We start from the raw sequence: 22,883 nt of genomic DNA, 5'->3' as shown, positions 1-22,883 counted from the left end.
AACCGGCATCTGGTACGAGCACAAGGCATTGGGCGGCGGGTTCTGTGATCCCGCCGCCCCTTTTTTGAGCAAGCGTTTTTTCGGCTATTGCTATTTCCCCATTTTGGCGCATGATTGCCGCCCGTTTACCCCCATATTTCAACTCGATAAGAACAGATACTCATGAGTCTGAAACACCGTTTGCTCGCCTTTATCGCGGTGGTGGTGATCGCCGCCAGCGTGACCCTGACCGGCCTTCTGCTGCACCGCTACCAGACGGAACAGCAGATCGAGATCCAGCAGCGCAGCCAGGAGCTGCTCACCAACTTCCAAAACCAGTTTGATGGTTGGCTGGGTCAACGGGCGCGCACGGTAACCGCCTTGTCCGAAGTGCTGGCGGAGCGCTATCTGCAGCCGGAGGTGTATCACCTGCTGGCGGAATCTGCCGACATCAACCGGTTGTACGCGGGCTATGCGGAGGGGGAGATCGTCTGGGACGACATCAATAACGTGCCGCCGCGCATCGATGTGACCGCTCGCCCCTGGTATCAGCAGGCGATGGCAAAGGGTGGGTTGATCATGACCGCTCCCTATCGGGATGCCAGCGGCGCAGACCAGACGGTACTCAGTATTGCCGCCCCTTTCCTGGGGGGACATGAAGGGGTGATTGCAGCGGACATTACGCTGGATGCCATCGCCCAGTTGGCCCTGTCCGCACTGCCTGAGGAGGAGGGGCAACTGCTGCTGGTGGACAGCGAAGAGCGACTGCTGGCGCACCGCAACCCACAGGCACGTTTGCAGCCTTTGACCCGGCTTTACGCGGAACTGACTCCCGCCACTGTGGACCGTCTGATGGCCAGCGGCGATCAGGTGGCCATGACTCTGGGTGGGGAGAAGGTGCTGGTTCAGGTGGGCGCACTGCCTGGCAGCGACTGGCAATTGGTGGTGGTACTGGATGAGTCCCACGCCAATGCGGCGGGCGTAGCCATGATGGAGCAGGCGGTGGTACTGACCCTGACCCTGATTGTGGTGGTGTCGGCACTGGCAGCCTGGCTGCTCAGCCTGCTGTTCCGTCCGGTGCTGCAGTTGGAGAGTGCCATTCATGAGCTGGCTCAGGGGGATGGTGATCTGACCCGTCGTCTGCCGGTGGAGCGCCAGGATGAACTGGGTCGTGTGGCAGATCAGCTCAACCAGTTTATCGGGCATCTGGCTCAGATGGTTACCAGCATCGGCAACGGCTGTGAGCGCCTCCAGAACCGGGCTGGCGACAACCGGGCGATGAGCGAACAGCAGGCCAGCGCCGTGAACCGTCAGAATCAGAAGCTGGATATGATCGCCAGCGCGGTGACTGAGATGGCGGCTTCCGCCAACGAAGTCGCGCAGGGTGCTGCCTCTACGGCCAGTGCGGCACAGGATGCGGCCGCTGCCAGCGAAGAGGGGCAGAAGGTGATTACCCGCTCCAGCGAAGCCAGCCTGGCGTTGGCCAGCCAGATCAACCACAGCGCCGGTGTGATTGGCCAACTGGAGAGTCACGCTCAGCAGATCAACCAGGTATTGGTGACCATTCAAACCATCGCCGAACAAACCAACCTGCTGGCCCTGAATGCAGCCATCGAAGCGGCCCGTGCCGGTGAACAGGGGCGTGGGTTTGCGGTGGTGGCGGATGAAGTGCGTGTGCTGTCCCAGCGCACCCACGCGTCCACCGAGGAGATTCGACACATGATCGAATCCCTGCAGCGCACCAGTCAGGAAGCGGTGACCGCCATGGCGGAGGGCACCTCGCTGGCGGACGCCAGTGCCGCGGAGGCCAATCAGGCCCGTGCCAGTCTCGACAGCATTACGGCGGCCATTACCCAGATCTCAGCAATGGCCAGCCAGATTGCCGCGGCGGCTGAGCAGCAGCGCGGTGTCAGCTCTGAGCTGTCCGCCAATGTGGTTGAGATCCGCGATGACAGTGTTGAACTGGCGGACCATGGCCAGGCACTGGGCCGGGTGTCGGCGGAGATGGAGGCAGACACCCGCGCTCTGAAAGAGGAGATTGGCCACTTCAAGGTGTCATGACTGTGACGGGGGCCGGAAGGCCCCCTTTTTGGACGGGTGCAACAGCGCCGTCACCAAGATAAACAAGATTTCACGCTGGCAAGATTGCCAGTGGGGCCAAAAAGCCTTTAGATCGTCCTTTCCCCCTATTACAGGTGTGTTGAATCACCATGTTTGACTGGATTTACAGCCCGGAAGCCTGGATCGCCCTGGCGACCCTGACCTCCCTTGAGATCGTTCTGGGCATCGATAACATCATCTTTATCTCCATCCTGGTGTCCCGTTTGCCGGAACGCCAGCGTGACTTTGCCCGCCGCCTGGGCCTGGGTCTGGCGATGCTGACCCGTCTGGCGCTGCTGTTCTCCCTGACCTGGGTGATGGGGCTGACCGACCCGCTGTTCAACGTATTGGGGCAGGGGATCTCCGGTCGAGATCTGATTCTGGTGGGCGGGGGCCTGTTCCTGCTGGCCAAGGCGACTCACGAGATCCATAACAGCCTGGAGGGTGAGCCGGAAGAGCATGGTGGCAGTGGTGCTGCCAGCATGGGCATGATTCTGGTGCAGATTGCGCTGCTGGACGTGGTGTTCTCTCTCGACTCAGTGATCACCGCTGTGGGTCTGGCTGACCAGCTGATGGTGATGGCCATCGCCATCATCATCGCCGTGGGCGTAATGCTGTTCTCCGCCAAGGCGATTGGTGAGTTTGTGGATAACCACCCCACTGTGAAGATGCTGGCACTCTCCTTCCTGGTGCTGGTGGGGATGACCCTGATCGCCGAAGGCTTCGAGGTCCACATTCCGAAGGGCTACGTCTACTTCGCCATGGCCTTCTCCGTGGCCGTGGAGATGCTCAACCTCAAGCTTCGCAAGAAGCGCACCGAGCCGGTGAAGCTGCGCAAAGCGATAGAGGAAGACGAAGAGTAAAAAAAGGCGCCCAACAGGGCGCCTTTTTTACATTCAAGTCACTGGAATCTCAACACAACCCCAGCGATGATGGACAGATACATTCCTGAGGAAGGCGACCATGTTCAAGGACTATGCGCGATTAACCGTGTTTTTTTGCTGTGTGCTGATTGGGGTGCAGATCCCCGGCGTTCTGACCCTGTATCAGCAACGGCTGGACGCGCATCTGAACGAGGCCCAACAAGCGCTGGGTGGATTTGAGCAGACCGCCCGCCGCCACTTTAACGGCGATCTCGATGCCCTGGTCCGCCACTACCGCAACAGCCCGGATGTGGTCTTCCGTCAGGACGCGGATTCGGTGGCCGCCATTGTGGAGCGGGTTTCCATGCTGACGGAGGAGCAGCGCGCCATGGCCGCGGGGCAGTTGGCTCAGCTCTGGCACCTTATCAGCTTTGCTGACCCTCAGTTGCGCCAGGACACTCTGGATAACTATCGTTACCAGGTGCTGCTGACCCCCACGGCCATCGGCTGGGGCATCGGCATTGCACTGCTGCTGAGTGTGGTGGTTGAACTGCTGATGACCCTGCTGCTGCCGCGCCGTCGGGAGCGGCGGACCGCCACCCTTCGTTGAGCCACTTGGCCTGCGACGCACAGTGAAGTAGCTTGGGCCTGACCCCAATGGATAAGGAGTGAACATGGCACCACGATGGCAATGGCTTACCTTGATTGGTGTACTGCTGGCGACGGTTTTGGTTGGCCGGGCGTTGGCAGAGGAGAGCGACAAAGCCCAGTATCTGGCGGAGCAGGCAACGGCGGTTGAGGAGATCAGCCCGGAGGCGTTGCGAGCCAAACTGGCAGAGGGCGCACCGCTGACAGTACTGGATGTTCGCAGTCTGTTTGAGCGGGAGCAGGGTCGCACCATCACCGACAGCGAGATTCACATCCCCAGGGGGTTTCTGGAGTTTAAAGCCTGGGACAAGCTGCCCAAGGACGCGCCCATCGTAGTCTATTGTGCCAGTGGCGCCCGCAGCCGGCTGGCTGCGGACACCCTGATGGCGATGGGGTGGCAGAATGTGGTCAGCCTGGAAGGGGGGATCACCGCCTTCTACGAATCCGTGGGTGAGGATTGCGGCTGCGTCGACCTGCCATTCTGAGCCGTTACGGCTTCTCCTGCATGTTCCACAACACTGACTGCCCTTCCCCCATCACGGTGGAGGGCAGTTTGCCATCCCACTGCTGGGCCTTCACGTACTCCACCAGACGGGCGCTGTTGGCCAGCGCTTCCGCTTTCAGGCGCATCGCTTCCGCTTCGGCGGCACCGGTCAGTCGGATCGCCTCCGCCTGAGCCTGCGCTTCCGTGATGATGGCGTAGGCAGCACCGTCTGCACGGGCCTTCTCCGCATCCCGCTGGGCTTCTGCGGTGTTCACTTCCCGCTGGGCCTCCAGCTTCTGACGCTCAAGCTTGTGCATCTCGGCGGCGGCGAGGTTCTTTTCGGTCTGTTTGATCTCGATGCTCTGCAGGTACTTGGCGGGCAGAATCAGGTTCTCAATCTGCACGCTGTCCAGTTTGACCGGGAACTCCCGCATCGTCTCCAGCAGCTCCGCTTCGATGTCGGCAATCACCTGACCGCGGGTCTGGATGATCTGCTCCGCCTTGTACTTGGCCAGTGCCTCCTTGGCAGCGCTGCGCAGGCGGGGGTCGAGAATGCGGGATTCAAACTGGTCCAGACCGCCGTACAGCTTGAACAGCTCAAACGCCTCGCTGCGGTTAACGGTCCAGTTCACTGAGACCTCCGCTTCCACCGGCATCTGCTCATGAGTCGCCGCCTTCAGGCGCTCCTGATTTTTGCGGGTGCGGATCTCCAGCTCCTCAACCGTATCGGCGAAGGGGATCTTAAAGTGCAACCCCGGGTTGACCTGTTCCCTGGCCTCGCCAAAGCGTTTGACGATGCCGACGTGGCCCTCATCAATGGTGTAGAAGGCGGCGCCGGTGGCGGCCAGCATGGCGCCAACCACGAGGAGGGGGATGAGAAAGGCCAGTTTGCGACCGGCTTTGCTGCTGTTTAGTTCCATGAACCTGGACACTCCTTAATGGATAAACGGGTTTTGCTCGGGCGGGCCTTGGGATTGGCTGGCGGGGGTTGGTACACTGGGGTTTTTCCCCAAGGAGTACGCTTGCCATGCAAGGCACCCTCTCCAAAATGGCGGCCCAACTGGGGCAGCCCGCTCAGTATCAACTGAAAGTGGGCGACGACCGCCTGCCGCTCAACGGGTTGATTGGCCAATCCCTGACCCTGAATTTCACCGGCAACATCTACTGTGACGCCTGCGGTCGCAAGACCAGCAAAAGCTACTCACAGGGACACTGCTTTCCCTGCATGAAGAAGCTGGCCCGCTGCGACATGTGCATCATGAAGCCGGAGACCTGTCACTTTGCTCAGGGCACCTGCCGGGAGCCCGAGTGGGGTGAAACGCACTGCATGATCCCCCATTTTGTTTACCTTGCAAACACATCCGGGCTAAAAGTGGGCATCACTCGTCACAGCCAGGTGCCTACCCGCTGGCTGGATCAGGGGGCGACGCAAGCGCTGCCCATTCTGAAAGTGGCAACCCGTCAGCTTTCCGGTCTGGTAGAGGTCGAGCTAGCCAAACTGGTGGCGGACAAGACCAACTGGCGCGCCATGCTCAAAGGGGCGGGTGAGGCGATCGATCTCAAAGCGGAGGCGGAGCGTCTGTTGCCCGCCATTGAGGAGAAGCTGACGGCGCTGGGCGCACAATTTGGCGTGGACGCCATTGAACGCCTGGATGAAGCGGTGGTGAATATCGACTACCCGGTGGACCTTTACCCCAGCAAGATCGCGTCCCACAACTTCGACAAGAAGCCGGAAGTCAGCGGTGTGTTGCAGGGCATCAAAGGGCAGTACCTGATCTTCGACACCGGCGTTATCAACATCCGCAAGTTCACCGGATACGAAGTGGCGGTCTCTCATGACTGAGCAACCCTGCCTCTACGTGGATGCGGACGCCTGCCCCAAGGTGATCAAAGAGATTCTCTACCGGGCAGCGGATCGCACCGGGCTGGCGCTGTTGCTGGTGGCCAATCAGCCGCTGTCCGTGCCCCCCAGCCCCCATATTCGCACCCTGCGGGTTGAGGCGGGCTTTGATGTGGCGGACAACGAAATTGTGCGTCGGGTAAAAAAGGGGGACCTGGTGGTGACCGCCGACATCCCCCTGGCGGCCGAGGTGATTGAGAAGGGCGGTGTGGCGCTCAACCCCCGTGGTGAGCTCTATACGGTCCACAACATCCGGGCCCGGCTCAATATGCGCGACTTTATGGACACCCTGCGCTCGAGCGGCGTGCAGACCGGTGGGCCACCGCCTCTGTCCCAGACCGAACGGATGGCGTTTGCCAACGCGCTGGATCGCTACCTGGCCAAAGCGGTGCGTCAGGGCTGATGGCCAAACCCAATAAAAAGGGCCCAAGCACCACTGTCGATATCCGCTGCGCCCGCTGCCGCGCCCCGCTCTACCGTTACCGCAAGGGCGGCAAGGGGGCGCTGGTGAAGTGCTTTAAGGAGCGCATCACCGAGGACTTCACCACCGAGCCGGGGATCTGCCCCGGTTGCGGCAGCCAGTTTGCCCGGGACACCCTGGTGCGGGGCACCCCGGCGTTTAAGATGGTGGGTGGCAAAGTCTCAGTAAAGTAACCCCAGGAACAGGAGAGAGGCCGTGGCCTTTGAGCAGATCAGTGTCGTCGTACAGGGACCGGTACAGGCGTATCAGGGACGGGGCATGGAAGCGGGCATCACCGAGCGTTGCCTCAACAGCGTGCGTGAACACCTTCCCGGTGCCACGCTGATTCTCTCCACCTGGCCGGGCCAGGATCTCTCCGGGCTTGATTACGACCTGTTGGTGGAGAGCGAGGATCCGGGTTCCAACGCCGATCCCTACTGCCCCCGCAACTACCACCGCCAGTTGGTTTCTACCCGTGAGGGGCTGAGAAAAGTCAGTACTGACTACGCCGTTAAGCTGCGCTCTGATAACTATCTGTCCGGGAGTCAGTTCGTTGTGCGGCAGCAGGACTACCCCCTGCGCCATCCCGATTTCACCCAGTTCGCTGAGCGGGTGGTGATCAACGCCAACCTGTTCCGGCGCTACTCCAAGGGCCACCGGATCCTCTACCACCCCAGCGACTTCTTCTACTACGGCCGCACGGAAGATCTGCTCAGGATATGGGACCAGCCGCTGTTTGAGGAGCAACCCTTTGCCGGGGATTTGCTGGATGGCTTCCACAAGCTGAAGCGGGGGCAGGTGCCCCTGGAGGCGGAGCAGGTCATCTGCCAGCTCTGGATGCTGGCACTGGACCCCAAAGCACCGATGATTCATCGCCGGGTCGCGGGGGATGCGGCGGCGCACGATTACTGGGATAAGTTTGTGGCCAGTAACCTGCTGCTGGACGAACCCTCAGAGATTGGACTGGGGCTGCGTCAGGCCTCACTGCGAAGCAAAAAGCGGGTCAATGAGTTTACCCACCATGAGTGGTGTGAACTCTACAATCGCCATTGCGGCGGCACCCTGCCGCTGGACAGTCAGCGATTCTGGCGGGAGATGGGACGTCGCCGGTTGGCCAAGCTGCCCTTCAGTTGGCTGAAAACCCGTTTGCTGGACGGCGCACCACGCTGAACGGCGAATCCACGAAACCGTAATTCGATTCATTTATTCGGTACCGGCCTGTGAGCCGGTTTTGGTTCTTCCGGATTGCAGCGCAATTGGCGGGAACCGTGTGCTTTGGCGAGCCTCTCAAACGCCATTACGCCAGAAGGAGCACACGATGAACCGACGAGGATTTATGGCCGCCATGGGGGCGGCGACACTGGCTGCGGCGGCGCAGCCCTGGGCGGCGGAAGCCCCGCAACTGCGCATTCAGGAGCGCCAGGCCGGAAAGGTGACACCGGGTCACTATCGGATTGGGGCGTTGGTCTTTGATGATTACGAAACCCTGGATCTGCAGGGGCCGGTCGAAATGCTGGGCCATGTGGCGGACGTGGAGATCCAGCTGATTGGCCTTGGCTCCGTGGCCCGATCATTTCAGGGCCCCAGAGTTGTGGTAGACCGACCACTCGAACAACTGGAGCCGCTGGATCTGTTCCTGGTGCCCGGTGGCCTGGGCACCCGCTCTCTGGTGCAACAGCCGCAGTTGATCGAGCTGATCCGCCGCCAGGCGCTGATGAGTGAGCGAGTGCTGTCCGTCTGTACCGGTGCCGCCCTGCTGGCCAAGGCCGGGCTGCTGGATGGCAAACGCGCCACCACCAATAAAGCGGCGTTCTCCTGGGTCGCCTCACTGGCTCCTGAAGCCGATTGGCAGGGACGGGCCCGCTGGGTACAGGACGGCAACCTGACCAGCTCCTCCGGGGTATCGGCCGGAACGGATGCGGCACTGGCTCTGATTGCCGAACTGCGGGGGGAGGCAGTGGCCCGGCAGATTGCCGAAATCGCTGAGTACCCCTGGAACCCCGACCCCGATAACGATCCCTTTGCCATTACCTGGGGGACGGCTTCCTAATATCAGTTGGGATTCGGTGGCGTTAAACATAACCATTAGTTATGTCTGAAATAGCCGAAGCCGACTGCATCCACACCATACGGTTTTGCATACTGCCTCCAACGAAATCCCGCCGTTCCGATTGAACGGAGTCTTTTCTGGAGGACGCTCATGTCTGCAAAACCGTCTGTTGTCGCTCTGTCTCTCTGCGCTGCCCTGTCTCTGCCGGCTCTGGCCGATGGCATGGTGGGCATCGAAAACTACCAGGGGAAACCCGCCAGCGAGCATACCATCGCGGCCAACGCCGCTTTGGCCAAAAAGCTGCCCTGGAAGGACACCACCGCCTTTGAGCGGACCCAGCGTGGCCTGATCGCCGAGTTCGGCACTCATGCTGCCGGTGAACTGAAAGCCAAGTTCGACTACATGGACGCCATGAGCGTGAAGGATCTGCCGCCGACGGTGAACCCCTCACTGTGGCGTCAGGGGATGCTGAACTACGCGGCGGGTGGCCTGTACGAGGTGACGGATGGCGTCTACCAGGTTCGGGGGGCGGACCTCTCTAACATGACCATCTACCGCTCTGACAACGGCTACGTCATCCACGACCCCCTGCTGTCCGACAAAGCGGCGGCAGCGGCCTGGGATTTTGCCAAGCAGCACCTGCCCAAGATCAACGGTGAGCACCGCATCACCGGGGTGATCTACAGCCATATGCACATCGACCACTTCGGTGGTTCCCGCGGCATCATTGATGAGAGCTTCAGCGGTCCGATCCTGGCCCCCGATGGCTTCCTCAAGGAGCTGGCGGACGAGAACATGATTGGTGGTAACGCCATGGGGCGCCGTGCGCAGTACCAGTACGGCACCACCCTGCCCAACAGCACCGAAGGGATCGTGGATAACGCCCTGGGCCTGGGCACCTCCGATGGCATGGTGACCCTGGTGGCGCCGACTGAGGAGATCGGCGAGCGGGAGCGTTGGGTGACCATCGATGGCCTGGAGATCCTGCTGATCAATATGCCCGGTGCGGAAGCGCCTGCTGAGATGGTGGCTTACCTGCCCAAGTACCGCAGCCTCAACACCGCGGAGCTGACCTACGATGGCCAGCACAACATCTACACCTTCCGTGGCGCCAAGGTTCGGGACGCTCTGGTCTGGACCAAGTACCTGACCGAGCTGAAGCTGCGCTTTGTCGACAGTGGCAAGGTGGACAACATCCACGCCGCGCACTCTGCCCCGGTCTGGGGTAAGGAAGCGGTCAGTGATTACCTGACGCTGCAGCGGGACAACTACGGTTTTGTGCACAACCAGTCGATGCGTCTGGCCAACCATGGAGTGACCATCCATGATGTGGGTCGCGCCATTGAGAAGATTGTGCCCGAGAGCCAGTTCAACACCTGGCACACCAACGGCTATCACGGCTCCTACAGCCATAATGCTCGTGCGGTAGTGAACCTCTACCTGGGCTACCACGATATGAACCCGGTCAACGTCAATCCGCTGGCCACTCAGGACAAGTCCTGCACCTACGTGGAAGCGGCGGGCGCTGACACCCTGATGGCGGCCGGTAAACGCCACTTTGAAGCGGGTGAGTACCAACAGGCCAGCCAGTTGCTGAACGATGTGGTGACCTGTGACCCGGATAATGCAAAAGCCCGCAATCTGCTGGCGGACAGCTACGAGCAGCAGGGTTACCAGTCGGAAACCATGGCGTGGCGAAACAGCTACCTGCAGGGGGCGTATGAGCTGCGCACCGGCCATGTGGCCGAGAGCCTGAAAGCGGCGTCGCCGGATGTGATTGCCAACACCCCCACCGGCCTGCTGCTGGATTACCTGGCGGTGCGTCTGAATGGGCCGAAGGCGGAAGCCGCGAACCTGGACTTCAGCTTCCAGCTGATTCATCCGGACCTCAACGAGGTGTACTACGGCGAGGTGAGCAACGCCAACATGGCCAATATCCAGCTGGCGGAGCCGGTAGAAGCGGACCTGACCCTCAGCGTCAGCAAGCAGGATCTGACCCGGGTGCTGCTGGGCCAGGTGGCACTGGCTGAGGTCTCCAAGATTGAGGGCGAGGCCAAGTATCTGGAGCAGCTGAAAGGGGTGCTGGACACCTTTGAAAGCGACTTCGATATCGTGCCCATGCCCACTCAGTCCCGCTAAGTCAGGGCCCTGATAAAACGCCCCCGGTACCTCGGTCCCGGGGGCGTTCTTTTTTCAGCTATTACTCCCGCACATTGCCCGAACCTGCGCCCGAAGCCACTGATGGGCCGGGTCCTGGGTGTGACTCTGGTGCCAGTACATGGCGTGCCGGACCCGGCGGGAGGGGAAGGGTATCGGCAGCAGCTGGAGGTGGAAGCCAACGGCATAGCGGTCCGCCACGCTGCGGGTGACTACACCCAGACAATCGCTGCTGGAGACCAGCCCCATCATCGACAGCAGGGAGTCGCACTCGCAGCGGATCCGTCTCTGAATCAGCGGGGTGTCGGTAAAGTAGTCCGCCGCGTATCGGCCGGAGCGGCGGATCTTCAGGGCCACATGCTCCTCAGTAAAGTACTGGTCCTTGTCGACCGACCCCTGCACTCTGGGGTGTCCGTCGCGGCAGATCAGCACCATCTCATCTTCAAACAGGGGCTCCATCGATAGGGTGGGGTGGTTCAGGCCATCAAAGTCGAGGGCGAGGTCCACCTTATTGAGCAGCATTCGCTCCACCAGTTCGGTTTCGCTATGAGGCGCGAGATCCAGCTGCAGCCGACAGGCGCCCAGTGCCTCGTTATGTTCTATCTGACCCAGCAGGTGGTGGGTCATCACTTCATCGGTGGAAAGGATAAAGGTACGGGGCTGAAGGGGGTCGAACTCCCGCAGGTTGGTGAGCGCCTGTTGCGCACTGGCCATCGCGGGTTCCAGCGAACGAGCCAACTGGACCGCTGCCTGGGTCGGGGTGATGCCGCGACCTTCCCGGATAAACAGGGGAGTGCCGAGCTGATTCTGCAGCCGCTTGATCGCCACGCTGACACCGGGCTGGGTCATGGCCAGCGCCTCCGCGGCCTTGGTGTAGGAGCGCCATCGGTAGGTCTCCAGAAAAACGGGTATCAGGTTCCAGTCGAAAGCGGTCATAGCGGGCGGCTCTTACGGCGAATGAGTCCCATAGTCGGCGAGCGGACGATTGGACGCAAGGGATTGAAAACACACTTTGTTACTTCCGTGACTTAACTGTGGCTGGCTGTTGAGATAATGTGTCGGACACGTTGCCGAAAGTGCGCAACAAAACGCTAACTACAACAACTCACTCATGTTTCGGGTTGTCGGCAAGGCACCGCAGTTCGGTGCTGGGTCAGCCCGCAGTTAACGACAAGGATCGACAGAATGTTACGTAAAACTCTGCTGGCCTCCAGCATTGTGCTGGGTCTGGCCGCCTGCTCCGACAATGCTCCCACCCAACCGGTTGCTGAAGCCCCCACCGCTGTTGAAGTGGTCGCACAGACGGCCCAGTTGCCGGACAGCAACCCGTTTAAGCACGCCAGTACCCTGCAGTACCAGGCGCCGGACTTTACCAAGATCACCGATGAGCACTTCAAGCCGGCCTTCGAAGCGGGCATGGCGGAACATATGGCGGAGATCGACGCCATCGCCAACAACCCGGAAGCGGCCACTTTTGAGAACACCCTAGTTGCGATGGAGAAGAGCGGTGCCCTGTTGACTCGCACTGCCATGGTTTTCTACAACCTGTCCAGCTCCACCAGCAACGACGCTCGTCGCGCCCTGGAAACCGAAATGGGCCCGAAGTTCGCTGAGCATCAGGACAACGTCTACCTCAACGCCAAGCTGTTTGAGCGGGTAAAAGCGATCTATGAGCATCGCGCCGAGCTGGGTCTGGATGCGGAAGCCCAGCGCCTGACCGAAGTGACCTATGAGCAGTTTGTTCGCGCGGGTGCCGATCTGACTCCGGAGCAGAAGCTGAAGGTTCGTGAACTGAACAAGAAGCTGTCCGAGCTGACCAACCAGTTTGGCCAGAACCTGCTGGCAGCCAGCCAGGGCAACGCGGTACTGGTGACCGATCTGGCTCAACTGGCCGGTCTCTCTGAGGGCGCCATCGCTTCCGCCAAGGCCGCCGCAGAGAAAGGGGGCCAGGAGGGCTACCTGCTGACCCTGACCAACACCACCCGTCAAGCCGCCCTCTCCAGCCTGGAAAACCGCGAACTGCGTCAGCGTCTGTGGGAAGCTTCCGCTTTCCGTGCCACCTCCGGTGAGGCGGACAACCAAGCGATCCTGACCGAGATCGCCACCCTGCGTGCAGAGAAAGCCGCGCTGTTTGGTTTCAACAACTGGGCCGAATACAAGTTGCAGTCCCAGATGGCGAAGAACCCGAACACTGTGATGGACCTGCTGGGCTCCATGGTGCCGAAAGTGGTGGCCAACGCTCAGAAAGAGGCGGACGACATCGCCAAGATGATGGCTGCCGATGGCATTGAGGGTGAAGTTCAGGCCTGGGATTGGCTCTACTACGCCGAAAAGGTGCGTCAGCAGAAGTTCAACCTGGATGCCGGTGAAGTGGCCAAGTACTTTGTGTTCGACAAGGTGCTGGAAGATGGCGTGTTCTACACCATGAACCGCCAGTACGGCATCACCTTCAAGCCCCGTCCTGATCTGCCGGCCTACCATCCCGATGTGGAGGTCTATGAGATCTTCGATAAGGATGGCGAGAGCATGGCGCTGTTCTACGCCGACTACTACGCCCGCGAAGGCAAGCGTGGCGGTGCCTGGATGAACGTGTTCGTGGGCCAGTCCCACCTGCTCAACACCCAGCCGGTTATCGTCAACGTGATGAACATCGAGAAGGCCGGTGAGGGTCAGCCCCAGTTGGTCAGCTTCGACGAAGCCACCACCATGTTCCATGAGATGGGCCACGCGGTTCATGGTCTGTTCTCCGACGTGACCTACCCGAGCCTGGCAGGCACCAACGTGTCCCGTGACTTTGTGGAGTTCCCCTCCACCTTCCAGGAAGACTGGGCAGTGCACCCCGAGGTGATCGCCAACTACGCCAAGCACGTGGAAACCGGCGAGCCGATCCCGGCGGATCTGCTGGCCAAGGTGATGGCGGCCAGCAAGTTCAACCTGGGCTTTGACACCCTGGAGTACCTGGCTTCCGCCCTGCTGGATATGGAGTGGCACACCATCAGTGCTGACGCCAAGATCGACAGTGTTGCCGGGTTTGAAGCCAAGGCATTGGAGAAGCATGGTGTGAAGTTGGATGCCATCCCGCCGCGCTACAAGTCCACCTACTTTGCCCACATCTTTGCGGGGGGTTACTCCGCCGGTTACTACGCCTACCTGTGGAGTGAGATTCTGGCGGCGGACGCGTTCGCCCATATCCGCGACACCGGTGGTCTGACCCGCGAGCGCGGTCAGCTGTTCCGGGACAAGATCCTCTCCATGGGCAACAGCCAGGACCTGATGGAGACCTACAAGGGCTTCAAGGGCGATGAGCCGACCACCGAAGCGCTGCTTATCCGCCGTGGCATCTCCCTGGCCAAATAAGCATTGAGTGACCTGAGTGAAAGCCCGCCATCCGGCGGGCTTTTTTATTGAACGGAATCTGATGTTTGGGGCTGTATTTTTGTATTGCACAGGGGGTTTGACCTTGCCGGGTTGCAGTGGCTGTCCCTGGCGGGCATGCTGGTTTTTGCGGCGGATGGTGGCAGTGTCCGTACGCTGAAAAGGGTGAAAACACCGGCAAAGTTTTTGAGGGGTACCATGAGCGCGATTTACCTGATTCGACATGGCCAGGCCAGTGCGGGGGCCGAGGATTACGACGAGTTGTCGCCGCTGGGATGTCAGCAGGCAGCGCATCTTGGAGCGGAGTTGGCCCGACGGGGTGTCAAACCGGCAGCGGTAATTTGCGGTGCACTCCGGCGCCATCAGCAGACTGCAGAGCACTGCCTGACGGGGGCGGGGCTGGGATTGGAGTGGCAGACGCTGCCCCAGTGGAACGAGTACGACCACCGCCAGATCCTCAGTGCCTATAACCCGGAGTATCACGAGATCTCTGCCCTGCGAGATGCCATGGGGGCACAAGCTGACCCCGCTGCCTTTGTGTATTCGGAGCTGAAGGCGGCCTTTGCACGATGGCTCAGTGGCGAACACGACGCCGACTATGTTGAAAGTGCCCAGGCTTTTCGGGCACGGGTGCAGATGGCGCTGGCGGGACTGCCAACACCGGGTGCCGGGCCGATTTGGGTGTTTACCTCTGGGGGGCCCATTACGGTGGTGACCCAGACTCTGCTGGGGCTGGAGCCCCGGGAGCTGTTCAGCATCAACGCCCGACTGGTGAATGCCGGTATCACCAAGTTGGTGCCCGACGAAGCGGGCTGGGGGCTGGTGAGCCTCAATGAACACGCCGCTTTTGAGGGACGGCCGGAATGGATTACCACACTATGACAGGATGCTCATGAACCGACAGAACATACTGATTACCGGCGCCAGCTCAGGACTGGGGCGCGGTATGGCGATCGAGTTTGCCAAACGGGGCCGTAACCTGGCGCTCTGCGCCCGCCGTCTGGACCGATTAGAGGAACTGAAAACGGAACTGGAGCGGGATTACCCCGATATCCGGGTGTTTATCCGCCCGCTGGATGTGAACGATCACGCTCAGGTGTTTGAGGTGTTTCAGGGGTTCACTGAGGATTTTGGCGGGCGGCTGGATCGAGTGATCGTTAATGCGGGCATGGGCAAAGGCGCGGCACTGGGCACCGGTAATTTCGAGGCAAACCGGCAGACCGCCGAAACCAATTTTGTCGCCGCTCTGGCACAGTGCGAAGCGGCGCTTAGCCAGTTCCGCGCCCAGAACTCGGGCCATCTGGTGACCATCTCCTCGGTGAGTGCGGTGCGGGGGTTTCGCCGTGCCATGACCGTATACGCGGCCACCAAGGCGGCGCTGACCAGTTTGTCGGAGGGGATACGGATCGACCTGCTGGGCACCCCGATTAAGGTCACCACGGTGCATCCCGGATTTATCCGCAGCGAAATCAACGTCAAGGTGGAGAAGGTGCCCTTTATCGTGGACACCGAAACCGGCTGTCGGGCGATGGTCAGGGCGATTGAAAAGGAGGGGGCCAATGTGTTCGTGCCCACCTGGCCCTGGGCGGTGATGCGCTACCTGCTGAAACTGATGCCCCTCTCCCAGCTTCGTAAGTTCAGTTAAAACAAGAAGGGGCCGGATGGCCCCTTACTTTTATCCTACTTACTGACCCAGAGGGGCCAGTCGACCCTGACGCTCCAGTCGGGCGCGGAGTTGGTCGTAGCCCCAGTTGTAGATGATGGCGTAGATCAAGAAGAACACCACAAAGCCGATGTCCAAAATCAGTGCGTCGATAAAGCTCAGATCCAGACTCCACATCAGCACCGGAATGGTCACCGCCAGCAGACCCGCTTCGAACCCCATGCCGTGCCCCACTCTCAGGCCCCAGCCCCGGCCGAGGCGGTTAACGCCAAAGACCCGGTCAAACATCAGGTTGTAGATGTAGTTCCAGACTACCGCCGCCAATGACAGGGCCACGGCCGTCGCGGTCATATGCCCCGCTCCGGCGCCGGTAAACAGGATGCCGACGGGCACCACGATGGCCAAGGCGATCAACTCAAACATCAGGCTATGAAAAAGGCGTTCACGGGTGGTCATGACTCGGGTTCTCAACAAAAACAGAATGCGCACATTCTATTTGTCTATATGATTAATCAAAGTTAGTAACTATCGGTTTTGGTGATATGTATAGCCTCGAGCAATTGCGCATATTTGTGGCGGCGGCAGAGCAGGGCTCCTTTTCCGCCGCAGCCCGGCGTCTTGGCAAGGCGCAATCTGCGGTCAGTCAGTCGATTGCCAATCTGGAGATCGACTGGGGCGTAGAGCTGTTTGACCGGCGCACCCGGAAACCGGAGCTGACGCCCAAAGGGGTGAGCCTGCTGGCGCACGCCAAGGTGGTGCTGAACCAGGCCCGCAGTCTGGAGATTGCCGCTGCGGCGCTGGAGCAGGAGCAGGAAACCACCCTGGAACTGGCGGTGGACGAGGCTCTGATGGTGCCCGCTATTGAGCCGGTGCTGGCGGAGTTTGCCGAGCGCTTCCCGGCGACCTCGCTGGCCCTGAACGCGGTGGCCAGCTCCGATGTGCTCTCTCTGGTGGCGGAGGGGCGAGCCCAGATGGGGTTGATGTTCTCCTCCCTGACCTTTCATGACGAGATCGACAGCACCTATCTTGGGGATCTGCCCTTTGTGGTGGTGGCCAGCCCGCAGCATCCTCTGGCCCGGCTGTCCGAAGTGAAACTGGCGGATCTCTGCATCTACCGCCAGTTGATGGTGAAAGGGTTTGATGGTCGCGGACTGGACCAGGTGCCCCCCATCTCGGCGCAACTGTGGTGGGCCAATAACCTGTTTCTCCTCAGGGAGCTGGCCCGGCAGGGCTTGGGCTGGAGCTATGTCCCGCTGCATCTGATCACTCAGGAGCTGGCGGCGGGCACTCTGGTGACTCTGCCGGTGGTGTTTGACCATCAGCCGTGGCGGGCGCCAGTAGACAGAGTGCTGCCCAGAGGGGCCCGGCCAGGCCCGGCGCTGACCTGGTTGAAAGAGGCGGTCAGCGGTTGCTTCCACCAAGAGACCTCACGGAGCTGAGATCTTCCCTTCTCGTTAAGTCACTGTTTACCTAGAATAAGCAAACTGTTGGCGAGATTTTCATCCAGGGGATTAGGATGGGCAGACGTTGGGTTGAACTTTGGGGAGTGGTGCTGGGGCTGGCATTGAGCACTTCCGTATGGGCGGCAGACCGCCCCAAGGTGGGGTTGGCGCTTTCCGGCGGCGGCGCAAAAGGGGCGGCGCACGTTGGGGTATTGCGGATCCTGGAGCAGCACAACATCCCGGTGGATTACATCGCAGGCACCTCCATGGGTGCCTATGTGGCCGGGCTCTATGCGCTGGGTTACTCCGCCGATCAGATCGAAGCGATCATGCTCTCCCTCGATTTCAGCACCGGCTTCTCTGATGACATCCCCCGCCAGGATTTGAGTTACCGCGACAAGCAGTTCTACGACAGCTACCCGATCGAACTCAAAATGGGGTTCCGGGAAGGCGAGTTGCGTTTTGCCCGGGGCGCGCTGCAGGGACAGACCATGGCCTCCCTGATCCGCCGCTCCATCGGTACCATCCCCGAGGTGCCCAATTTCGATATGCTGCCTATTCCAGTGCGCTTTGTTGCTACGGACCTGACTGACCGTGGTGAGGTCATCCTCGACAGCGGCAACCTGCTGGAGGCGATGCAGGCCAGCATGACGGTACCCGGCGCCCTGGCGCCCATTGAGCGGGATGGTCAACTGCTGGTGGATGGCGGCATGGTGAACAATATGCCGGTCTCCGTGGTCAAGGCGATGGGGGCGGATGTGGTGATTGCCGTCGACATTGGCGCACCGCTGAAAGGCAGGGACGAACTCAACTCCGTCTTTAATGTGCTCGACCAGCTCAGTGGCTACCTCACCAACCTCTCCCGTGATCAGCAGGTTGCCCTGATGGGGCCGGATGACATCCTGATCCAGCCCGATGTCCGGGGAATCGGCACCAGTGAGTTTGAGGCTATGCCCGGTTTGATCCCGGAAGGGGAGAACGCGGCGCTGGCCCACATTGCGGAACTGAAGCGCTGGGCGGTAACGGAAGAGGACTACAACCAGTATCACCTGGCCAAACAGGTGAATCGCTCGGTGTGGCTGGAGACCGACGCACCGGTGGTGGCGGTGCGACTGGAGAACCAGAGCTGGGTGAAAGATGACGTGATCCGCGATGTGCTGCAGGTAAAGCCCGGTGATGTTCTGGATGAGCAGCAGATAGAGCAGGCGATCGCCCGGATCTATTCGCTTAATCAGTTTGAGCGGGTGGATGCCTTCCTGGTGGACACCCATGACGGGCAGGCGTTGGTGGTGCAGACCCGGGGCAAGAACTGGGGCCCCAACGTGTTTGATATGGGGCTGCGAATTGAGGACAACCTGGATCGGGAGCTGGACCTCTCCCTGGACGCGGCGCTGACCGTCAACAATCTGTTTAACGCCGGGGGCCAGTGGCGGACTGAGGCCAACCTGGGGACCCTCAACCGTCTGGCGACCGAGTGGTATCAGCCGGTTGATGATCTGCAGCGTTTCTACGTGATCGCCATGGCCGATGTGGAGAGCAAAGAGTGGAACGCCTTTGAACAGATAGAGGAGTTCCCCTTTGTCCGGATTGAGCAGACCCGCTCCAGCGTTGCACTGGGCGGTGGCATCAACTTTGGGCGCAATGCTCAACTGCAACTGGCTTACCGGTATGAGGATGGCAAGTACCACAGCGTTGGCAGTAACACCATCGGCCGGTTGGGGGATTACTGGTTCTATGGTCCGGAACTGGGGATCGGCTTTGATACCCTCGATCAGTCCATGTTCCCCAGTCAGGGGCAGCGCTGGTTTGCCCAACTCAGCCATTTGAACAGCAGCAGCAAAGGGGCCTTTGACGATGAGCCCTGGCAGCGGGATAACTTCTGGGTGTATGAGCTGGAGTGGGCTGGCGCCACCCACTTCGGGGCACATAACTTTATTGGTAAGGCCAGCTTTGAAACCCTGAGTGAAGATGAGCTGACCCTGGCCCACTTCACCTCCATCGGCGGTTTCCTCAACCTCTCCGGATTCTCCAAGGACAGTCTGTTTGGCAGCCACAAAGTGCTGCTGGGCGGGATCTACACCTATGACCTGAGCCGGGACGTGCTGGGGATCACCTGGCCCCTGTTCCTGGGGGCGTCGTTTGAGGCGGGTAACGTGTGGTTGCTTCAGGACGATGTTTCCCTCAGCGACCTTATCTATGCGGGCAGTGTGTTTGTCAGTATGGAAACCGCCATCGGCCCGGCCGCGCTGGCCTTTGGCCAGGCGGATACCGGCGACAGCAGCTTCTACCTGTTTATTGGCAAGCAGTTTTAAGCCCGGCGAACCGGGCTTAACTGACGCTTATTGTTGCAGAGACAAGCCGTCCAGCAGGGGGCGGTTTGCCTGCAGATTGCCCTCCTCCAGCGCCATCAATGTGTCCAGCAACGACACCCGCTCCTCGACCTCACTGTCGCTGACCTCACCGGCCTGATGGGCCAGCGTCAGAGTGTCCTGATACTGCTTCAGCAGAACCTTAAATCGGGCAATCTCCATTGAGACCGCCTCAGAGGAGTGGGAGGCGGTGCTGTCGATCAGGTTATCCATCCGGCCTGTGGCTACGGCGACGATCTCGTTGGCCAGTTGCCAGTGACGCCCGTCGGGCTGGGCAAACTGGGCGATGCCGCCAATGGTTTCGCTGCCAACCACCTTGAGCATCGGATTGTTGGTCTGGTGGCCTACCGCCCGCAGGATGCCCAGATTCAGAACCCGGCGCAGCGCCGAGTTACTCATATAGAGGTTGCCGTTTGGCGCGGTTGCCATTACCGATACGCTCTCCTCCACACCCGGGGTGGCGGCGCGGATCTCGCCGGTTTCACGGTCCAGCAGCACCTGGCTGATCTGCAACGGCATCACCCTGCCCTGGGTGTTGAGGTAACCAAAGCCGACCTGGGCCACCACACCATTGCCGGTTATCCCGGCCAGAACCATGTTTCCGGTGTAAGGCGTAAAGGTGAAGTCGCTGGCGCCGATGGCGTGGTAGAACGCTTCAAAGGCGGGTTTGAACACCTGCTGATAGACCTGCGCCTGCGGGGTGGCTTGTTGCAGCAGCGACGTATCAAAAGTGTCACTCAAGTTGGCGACCCAAACGGGCTCGCCACAGGTGGTGCCGTTGCCGGCGCAATCGCCCATCTCGACAAACTTGATGATGTCGATTGCGGTGGACGCGAAGATCTCTCCCCCTTCCCGGGAAACCGCAACGGAACCCACCACCTGACCACTGCCGGTTGGCTGGCTCCAGAGCAGTTCGCCGCTGTTGGCGTCAATGGCCAGCAGTTGATCGGTGGCATCGGCGGTATAGACCCGGCTGCCGTCCAGCGAGAGGGTTGGGGTGGCCGCTGTGCCTCCTTCAAAGTCCCGGCGCCACTCAATCCGGGCCTGGCCCGTTGCGTCGAGCGTGACGGCAAACAGTGCGCCATAGGCGGAGTAGCCGTCGGTGACGCCGTCAGCCTCGTCCGGCGCGGTGGCGCCAATCAGCATACGGCCGGTATTGGGGTCGATGCTGAAGTAGTTGGCCACCTCATAACCGCCTCCCAGCACCATGGTCAGCACATCGAAGAAGGTGGCGGTGTCGCTGAACAACCGGCTCAGACCGCCGTGAACAAAGGGCTCCAGCTGAGAGTAATCGGTTTGGTAGGCCATCGGCAGGGTCGGGGCGCCGGGCAGCGAGAACGGCTCAGCCATAGGGGCGCCGGTCTGGCGGTCATGGACCACCAGATGGCCGTCCGCCATCAGGGCCACCACCGCGTCCAGCTCCGAATGGTAGTTCACGCCGAAATTGTGGGTATCGATATGGCCGGCACCTTCCGGTGCGGTCAGGCCGGTGGCGACGTCCCAAAGCACTTCGCCAGACTGGGAGATGGCCGTCAGATACTCGTAACTGCCGACGTAGATGACGTCATCATCGGCCCCGAGAGTGCGGGGCAGGATCAAGGGCGCGCCGCCCTGACCGATTCGGGTGCCGGGCAAAGACCAGCGCCGCTCGCCGCTCTGACCATCCAGCGAGTAGAGGTAAACCGATTCCACCGGATCCACCGGCACCACGTACACATTGCTCTGGCGATCGAATACGCCGCCCTCGTAGCTGAGCAGGTGGGTTTCCGCGATCCAGTTCAGTTGGGGAGTGGGGGCGGCAACCGCGATCACCTCATCGCTGTTTCGGGTGTCGCCGTGCAGCGCATAAAAGCCAGCGCCTTCCCCTCCGAGAGTGGCGGGAGAAAGGTGCTCTGGAATCCCCTGGGGCTGCCACTGATGCTCAGGCAGTGAGGCTGGACTGCGGGTGGGGAGCAGATAGAGGGCCGGGTTGAGCCCGCCGGATTCGGGATCGCGGCTGGCGTCCAGTTGCTGCAGCAACCCCGTGGTGTTTCCGTTAACAGGTATCAGGTTGGCGGCGGGATCGCCGGGCACACTGGCCTGTTGACCGTGCAACGGGCCGTAATCGATGCGCGCTTCCGACGAATCGGAACCTCCACAGGCGCTGAGCATCAGCAAGACCGCTGGATACAGCAGGGCCTTGGCGCGATGTTGTTGTTTTGTCGTTATTGTTCGCTTTGTCATCTTCCACACCAGGTTTTCGATTGGAATGTTCCATCCTAAAGCGCTCTGGTGGGGCTGCCCTGTCCCTGACTGCCAAATGCTTGTCTCAAACTACCCCGCTACTGTGTCTGGGCTTTGCGACGCCCGGAACTGGCTTGGGGTGGTGTTGAACCAGCGTTGAAAGGCCCGGTTGAAGTTGCTGGTATCGCGGAACCCCAAACTCAGCGCGATGTTGGTGATCGGTTCAGCGGAGTGGGTGAGATAGTGGACACTCAAGACGCGACGCTTCTCCTGAATCAACTGATTAAAGGTCACCCCCTCCTGTTTGAGCTTTCGGGCCAGGGTGCGGGGGGAGAGCTGGAGGGCGCGCGCTACGGTTTCCAGTGTGGGAGCGCCCTCCTCAGCCGAAAATTGGATCGCGCTACGGCAGCGCTGGCTCAGAGTCTGAATCTGCATCTGCTGCAGGTACTGAACCACCGCTAACTCGTTCAGCTCCGCCATATGGGCGTCACTGTGCAAAGAGTCCATCTGCAGGGCACTGCGGGTCAGCCAGAGGCAGTTTCGGGACTGGGCAAATCGCACCGGCAGCTGGAAGTGTTGCAGCCAGGGCTCAGTGGATGGCGGGGCGCTGCGACGCAGCCACACCTCTTGCAACAGGCCGGGCGCATGGACCATATCCATGCAGAACTTCTGGATGACGGAAAAGAAAGCGTCGATGGCGGCATCGCTGATGGTGACCCCTTCTCGGGCCTCAATGCTGAAGCCCAGGCGCCCGGGCTCCTCGGTCAGCGACAGGGTGACGGCATCGCTGATCAGGGCGTGGTAGTGGATGATCTTCCGAAGCGATTGCTCAATGTTCTGACAGGTGACGGTCAACATCCCCAACGCCCGAAAGTGCATCGGGTGCACATGCGCGGCCACCCCCAGCCCAAAAGCGCGGTTATTGGAGGCGACCACTGCCTCATTCCAGAGCCGGGTCATCCGTTCGATGGGGATACGTTCGGTTGGCGACTGCTTAATCTGTTCGTAATTGAGCCCAGCCCGGGCAAACACCGGCTCCGGTGCCAGGCCGGTGGCATTGAGGGTGGCGCCAATGGCGATGGCCCAGGCGGCCAGGGTGGTGTAAGTGCTGTCCATATCCTTATGCTCGATTCCGAATCCTTCCGATGCCGTGCCGGGGGAGCGTCCCCA

General features: G+C 60.7%; 20 protein-coding genes. 15 read left to right on the top strand and 5 right to left on the bottom strand.

The window, feature by feature from the left end:
* Positions 1-162: 162 nt before the first annotated feature.
* From KUV52_RS04075 to KUV52_RS04060, 4 genes are all read left to right on the top strand, one after another.
* Positions 163-2,040 carry a methyl-accepting chemotaxis protein gene (locus KUV52_RS04075; RefSeq protein ID WP_222524643.1) on the top strand — a complete coding sequence of 626 codons (1,878 nt, stop codon included), beginning with the start codon at positions 163-165 and terminating at the stop codon, positions 2,038-2,040.
* Positions 2,041-2,189: 149 nt separating this feature from the next.
* The gene (locus KUV52_RS04070; RefSeq protein ID WP_222524642.1) at positions 2,190-2,942 is read left to right on the top strand and encodes a TerC family protein; all 753 of its coding nucleotides are present in this window, start codon (positions 2,190-2,192) and stop codon (positions 2,940-2,942) included.
* A gap of 100 nt (positions 2,943-3,042) precedes the next feature.
* Positions 3,043-3,552: a DUF2937 family protein gene (locus KUV52_RS04065; RefSeq protein ID WP_222524641.1), complete on the top strand. Its 510-nt coding sequence runs from the start codon at positions 3,043-3,045 to the stop codon at positions 3,550-3,552.
* A gap of 64 nt (positions 3,553-3,616) precedes the next feature.
* Positions 3,617-4,075, top strand: coding sequence for a rhodanese-like domain-containing protein (locus KUV52_RS04060; protein ID WP_222524640.1), 459 nt, complete (start codon positions 3,617-3,619; stop codon positions 4,073-4,075).
* A gap of 4 nt (positions 4,076-4,079) precedes the next feature.
* On the opposite strand, the gene KUV52_RS04055 is transcribed toward KUV52_RS04060, so the two are convergent.
* The gene (locus KUV52_RS04055) at positions 4,080-4,994 is read right to left on the bottom strand and encodes an SPFH domain-containing protein (RefSeq protein WP_222524639.1); all 915 of its coding nucleotides are present in this window, start codon (positions 4,992-4,994) and stop codon (positions 4,080-4,082) included.
* 107 nt (positions 4,995-5,101) lie between these two features.
* On the opposite strand from KUV52_RS04055, the gene KUV52_RS04050 reads away from it, so the two are divergent.
* From KUV52_RS04050 to KUV52_RS04025, 6 genes are all read left to right on the top strand, one after another.
* Entirely contained in the window at positions 5,102-5,917 is an 816-nt protein-coding gene (locus tag KUV52_RS04050; RefSeq protein WP_222524638.1) for a DUF2797 domain-containing protein, read from the top strand.
* Positions 5,910-6,377: a YaiI/YqxD family protein gene (locus KUV52_RS04045; RefSeq protein WP_222524637.1), complete on the top strand. Its 468-nt coding sequence runs from the start codon at positions 5,910-5,912 to the stop codon at positions 6,375-6,377. Before KUV52_RS04050 ends, KUV52_RS04045 begins: the two co-directional genes overlap by 8 nt.
* On the top strand, positions 6,377-6,628 hold the full coding sequence (locus KUV52_RS04040) for a hypothetical protein (protein ID WP_222524636.1): 252 nt from the start codon (positions 6,377-6,379) through the stop codon (positions 6,626-6,628). The genes KUV52_RS04045 and KUV52_RS04040 overlap by 1 nt, the downstream gene beginning before the upstream one ends.
* A gap of 22 nt (positions 6,629-6,650) precedes the next feature.
* The gene (locus tag KUV52_RS04035; protein WP_222524635.1) at positions 6,651-7,604 is read left to right on the top strand and encodes a WavE lipopolysaccharide synthesis family protein; all 954 of its coding nucleotides are present in this window, start codon (positions 6,651-6,653) and stop codon (positions 7,602-7,604) included.
* Between the two features lie 148 nt (positions 7,605-7,752).
* The gene (locus tag KUV52_RS04030; RefSeq protein WP_222524634.1) at positions 7,753-8,484 is read left to right on the top strand and encodes a DJ-1/PfpI family protein; all 732 of its coding nucleotides are present in this window, start codon (positions 7,753-7,755) and stop codon (positions 8,482-8,484) included.
* Positions 8,485-8,634: 150 nt separating this feature from the next.
* A complete protein-coding gene (locus KUV52_RS04025; RefSeq protein WP_222524633.1) occupies positions 8,635-10,623 on the top strand; it encodes an alkyl/aryl-sulfatase in 1,989 nt (662 codons plus the stop codon).
* Between the two features lie 54 nt (positions 10,624-10,677).
* On the opposite strand, the gene KUV52_RS04020 is transcribed toward KUV52_RS04025, so the two are convergent.
* Positions 10,678-11,577: a LysR family transcriptional regulator gene (locus KUV52_RS04020; RefSeq protein ID WP_222524632.1), complete on the bottom strand. Its 900-nt coding sequence runs from the start codon at positions 11,575-11,577 to the stop codon at positions 10,678-10,680.
* A gap of 249 nt (positions 11,578-11,826) precedes the next feature.
* Between KUV52_RS04020 and KUV52_RS04015 the strand changes: the two genes are divergently transcribed.
* The 3 genes from KUV52_RS04015 to KUV52_RS04005 all read left to right on the top strand — a co-directional run bounded on the left by KUV52_RS04015 (position 11,827) and on the right by KUV52_RS04005 (position 15,661).
* On the top strand, positions 11,827-13,998 hold the full coding sequence (locus tag KUV52_RS04015) for a M3 family metallopeptidase (protein ID WP_222524631.1): 2,172 nt from the start codon (positions 11,827-11,829) through the stop codon (positions 13,996-13,998).
* A 216-nt stretch (positions 13,999-14,214) separates the two neighbouring features.
* The gene (locus KUV52_RS04010; protein WP_222524630.1) at positions 14,215-14,898 is read left to right on the top strand and encodes a histidine phosphatase family protein; all 684 of its coding nucleotides are present in this window, start codon (positions 14,215-14,217) and stop codon (positions 14,896-14,898) included.
* 10 nt (positions 14,899-14,908) lie between these two features.
* A complete protein-coding gene (locus KUV52_RS04005; RefSeq protein ID WP_222524629.1) occupies positions 14,909-15,661 on the top strand; it encodes an SDR family oxidoreductase in 753 nt (250 codons plus the stop codon).
* 39 nt (positions 15,662-15,700) lie between these two features.
* Here KUV52_RS04005 and KUV52_RS04000 read toward each other — a convergent pair whose 3' ends face one another.
* Positions 15,701-16,135, bottom strand: a complete 435-nt coding sequence (locus KUV52_RS04000) for a PACE efflux transporter (protein WP_222524628.1) — start codon at positions 16,133-16,135, stop codon at positions 15,701-15,703.
* Positions 16,136-16,221: 86 nt separating this feature from the next.
* On the opposite strand from KUV52_RS04000, the gene KUV52_RS03995 reads away from it, so the two are divergent.
* Together KUV52_RS03995 and KUV52_RS03990 are read left to right on the top strand one after the other, a co-directional pair.
* Positions 16,222-17,118, top strand: coding sequence for a LysR family transcriptional regulator (locus tag KUV52_RS03995; protein ID WP_222524627.1), 897 nt, complete (start codon positions 16,222-16,224; stop codon positions 17,116-17,118).
* 77 nt (positions 17,119-17,195) lie between these two features.
* Positions 17,196-19,433, top strand: coding sequence for a patatin-like phospholipase family protein (locus KUV52_RS03990; RefSeq protein ID WP_222524626.1), 2,238 nt, complete (start codon positions 17,196-17,198; stop codon positions 19,431-19,433).
* Between the two features lie 27 nt (positions 19,434-19,460).
* Here the strand turns inward: KUV52_RS03990 and KUV52_RS03985 are convergent, their stop codons facing one another.
* The gene (locus tag KUV52_RS03985) at positions 19,461-21,713 is read right to left on the bottom strand and encodes a PQQ-binding-like beta-propeller repeat protein (RefSeq protein WP_222524625.1); all 2,253 of its coding nucleotides are present in this window, start codon (positions 21,711-21,713) and stop codon (positions 19,461-19,463) included.
* A gap of 90 nt (positions 21,714-21,803) precedes the next feature.
* Positions 21,804-22,829, bottom strand: a complete 1,026-nt coding sequence (locus tag KUV52_RS03980) for an AraC family transcriptional regulator (RefSeq protein ID WP_222524624.1) — start codon at positions 22,827-22,829, stop codon at positions 21,804-21,806.
* Between the last annotated feature and the right edge of the window lie 54 nt (positions 22,830-22,883).

Source organism: Ferrimonas balearica, from assembly GCF_019802055.1.
GTDB lineage: Bacteria > Pseudomonadota > Gammaproteobacteria > Enterobacterales > Shewanellaceae > Ferrimonas > Ferrimonas balearica_A.
This window is presented reverse-complemented; position numbering and strand designations above follow the sequence as displayed.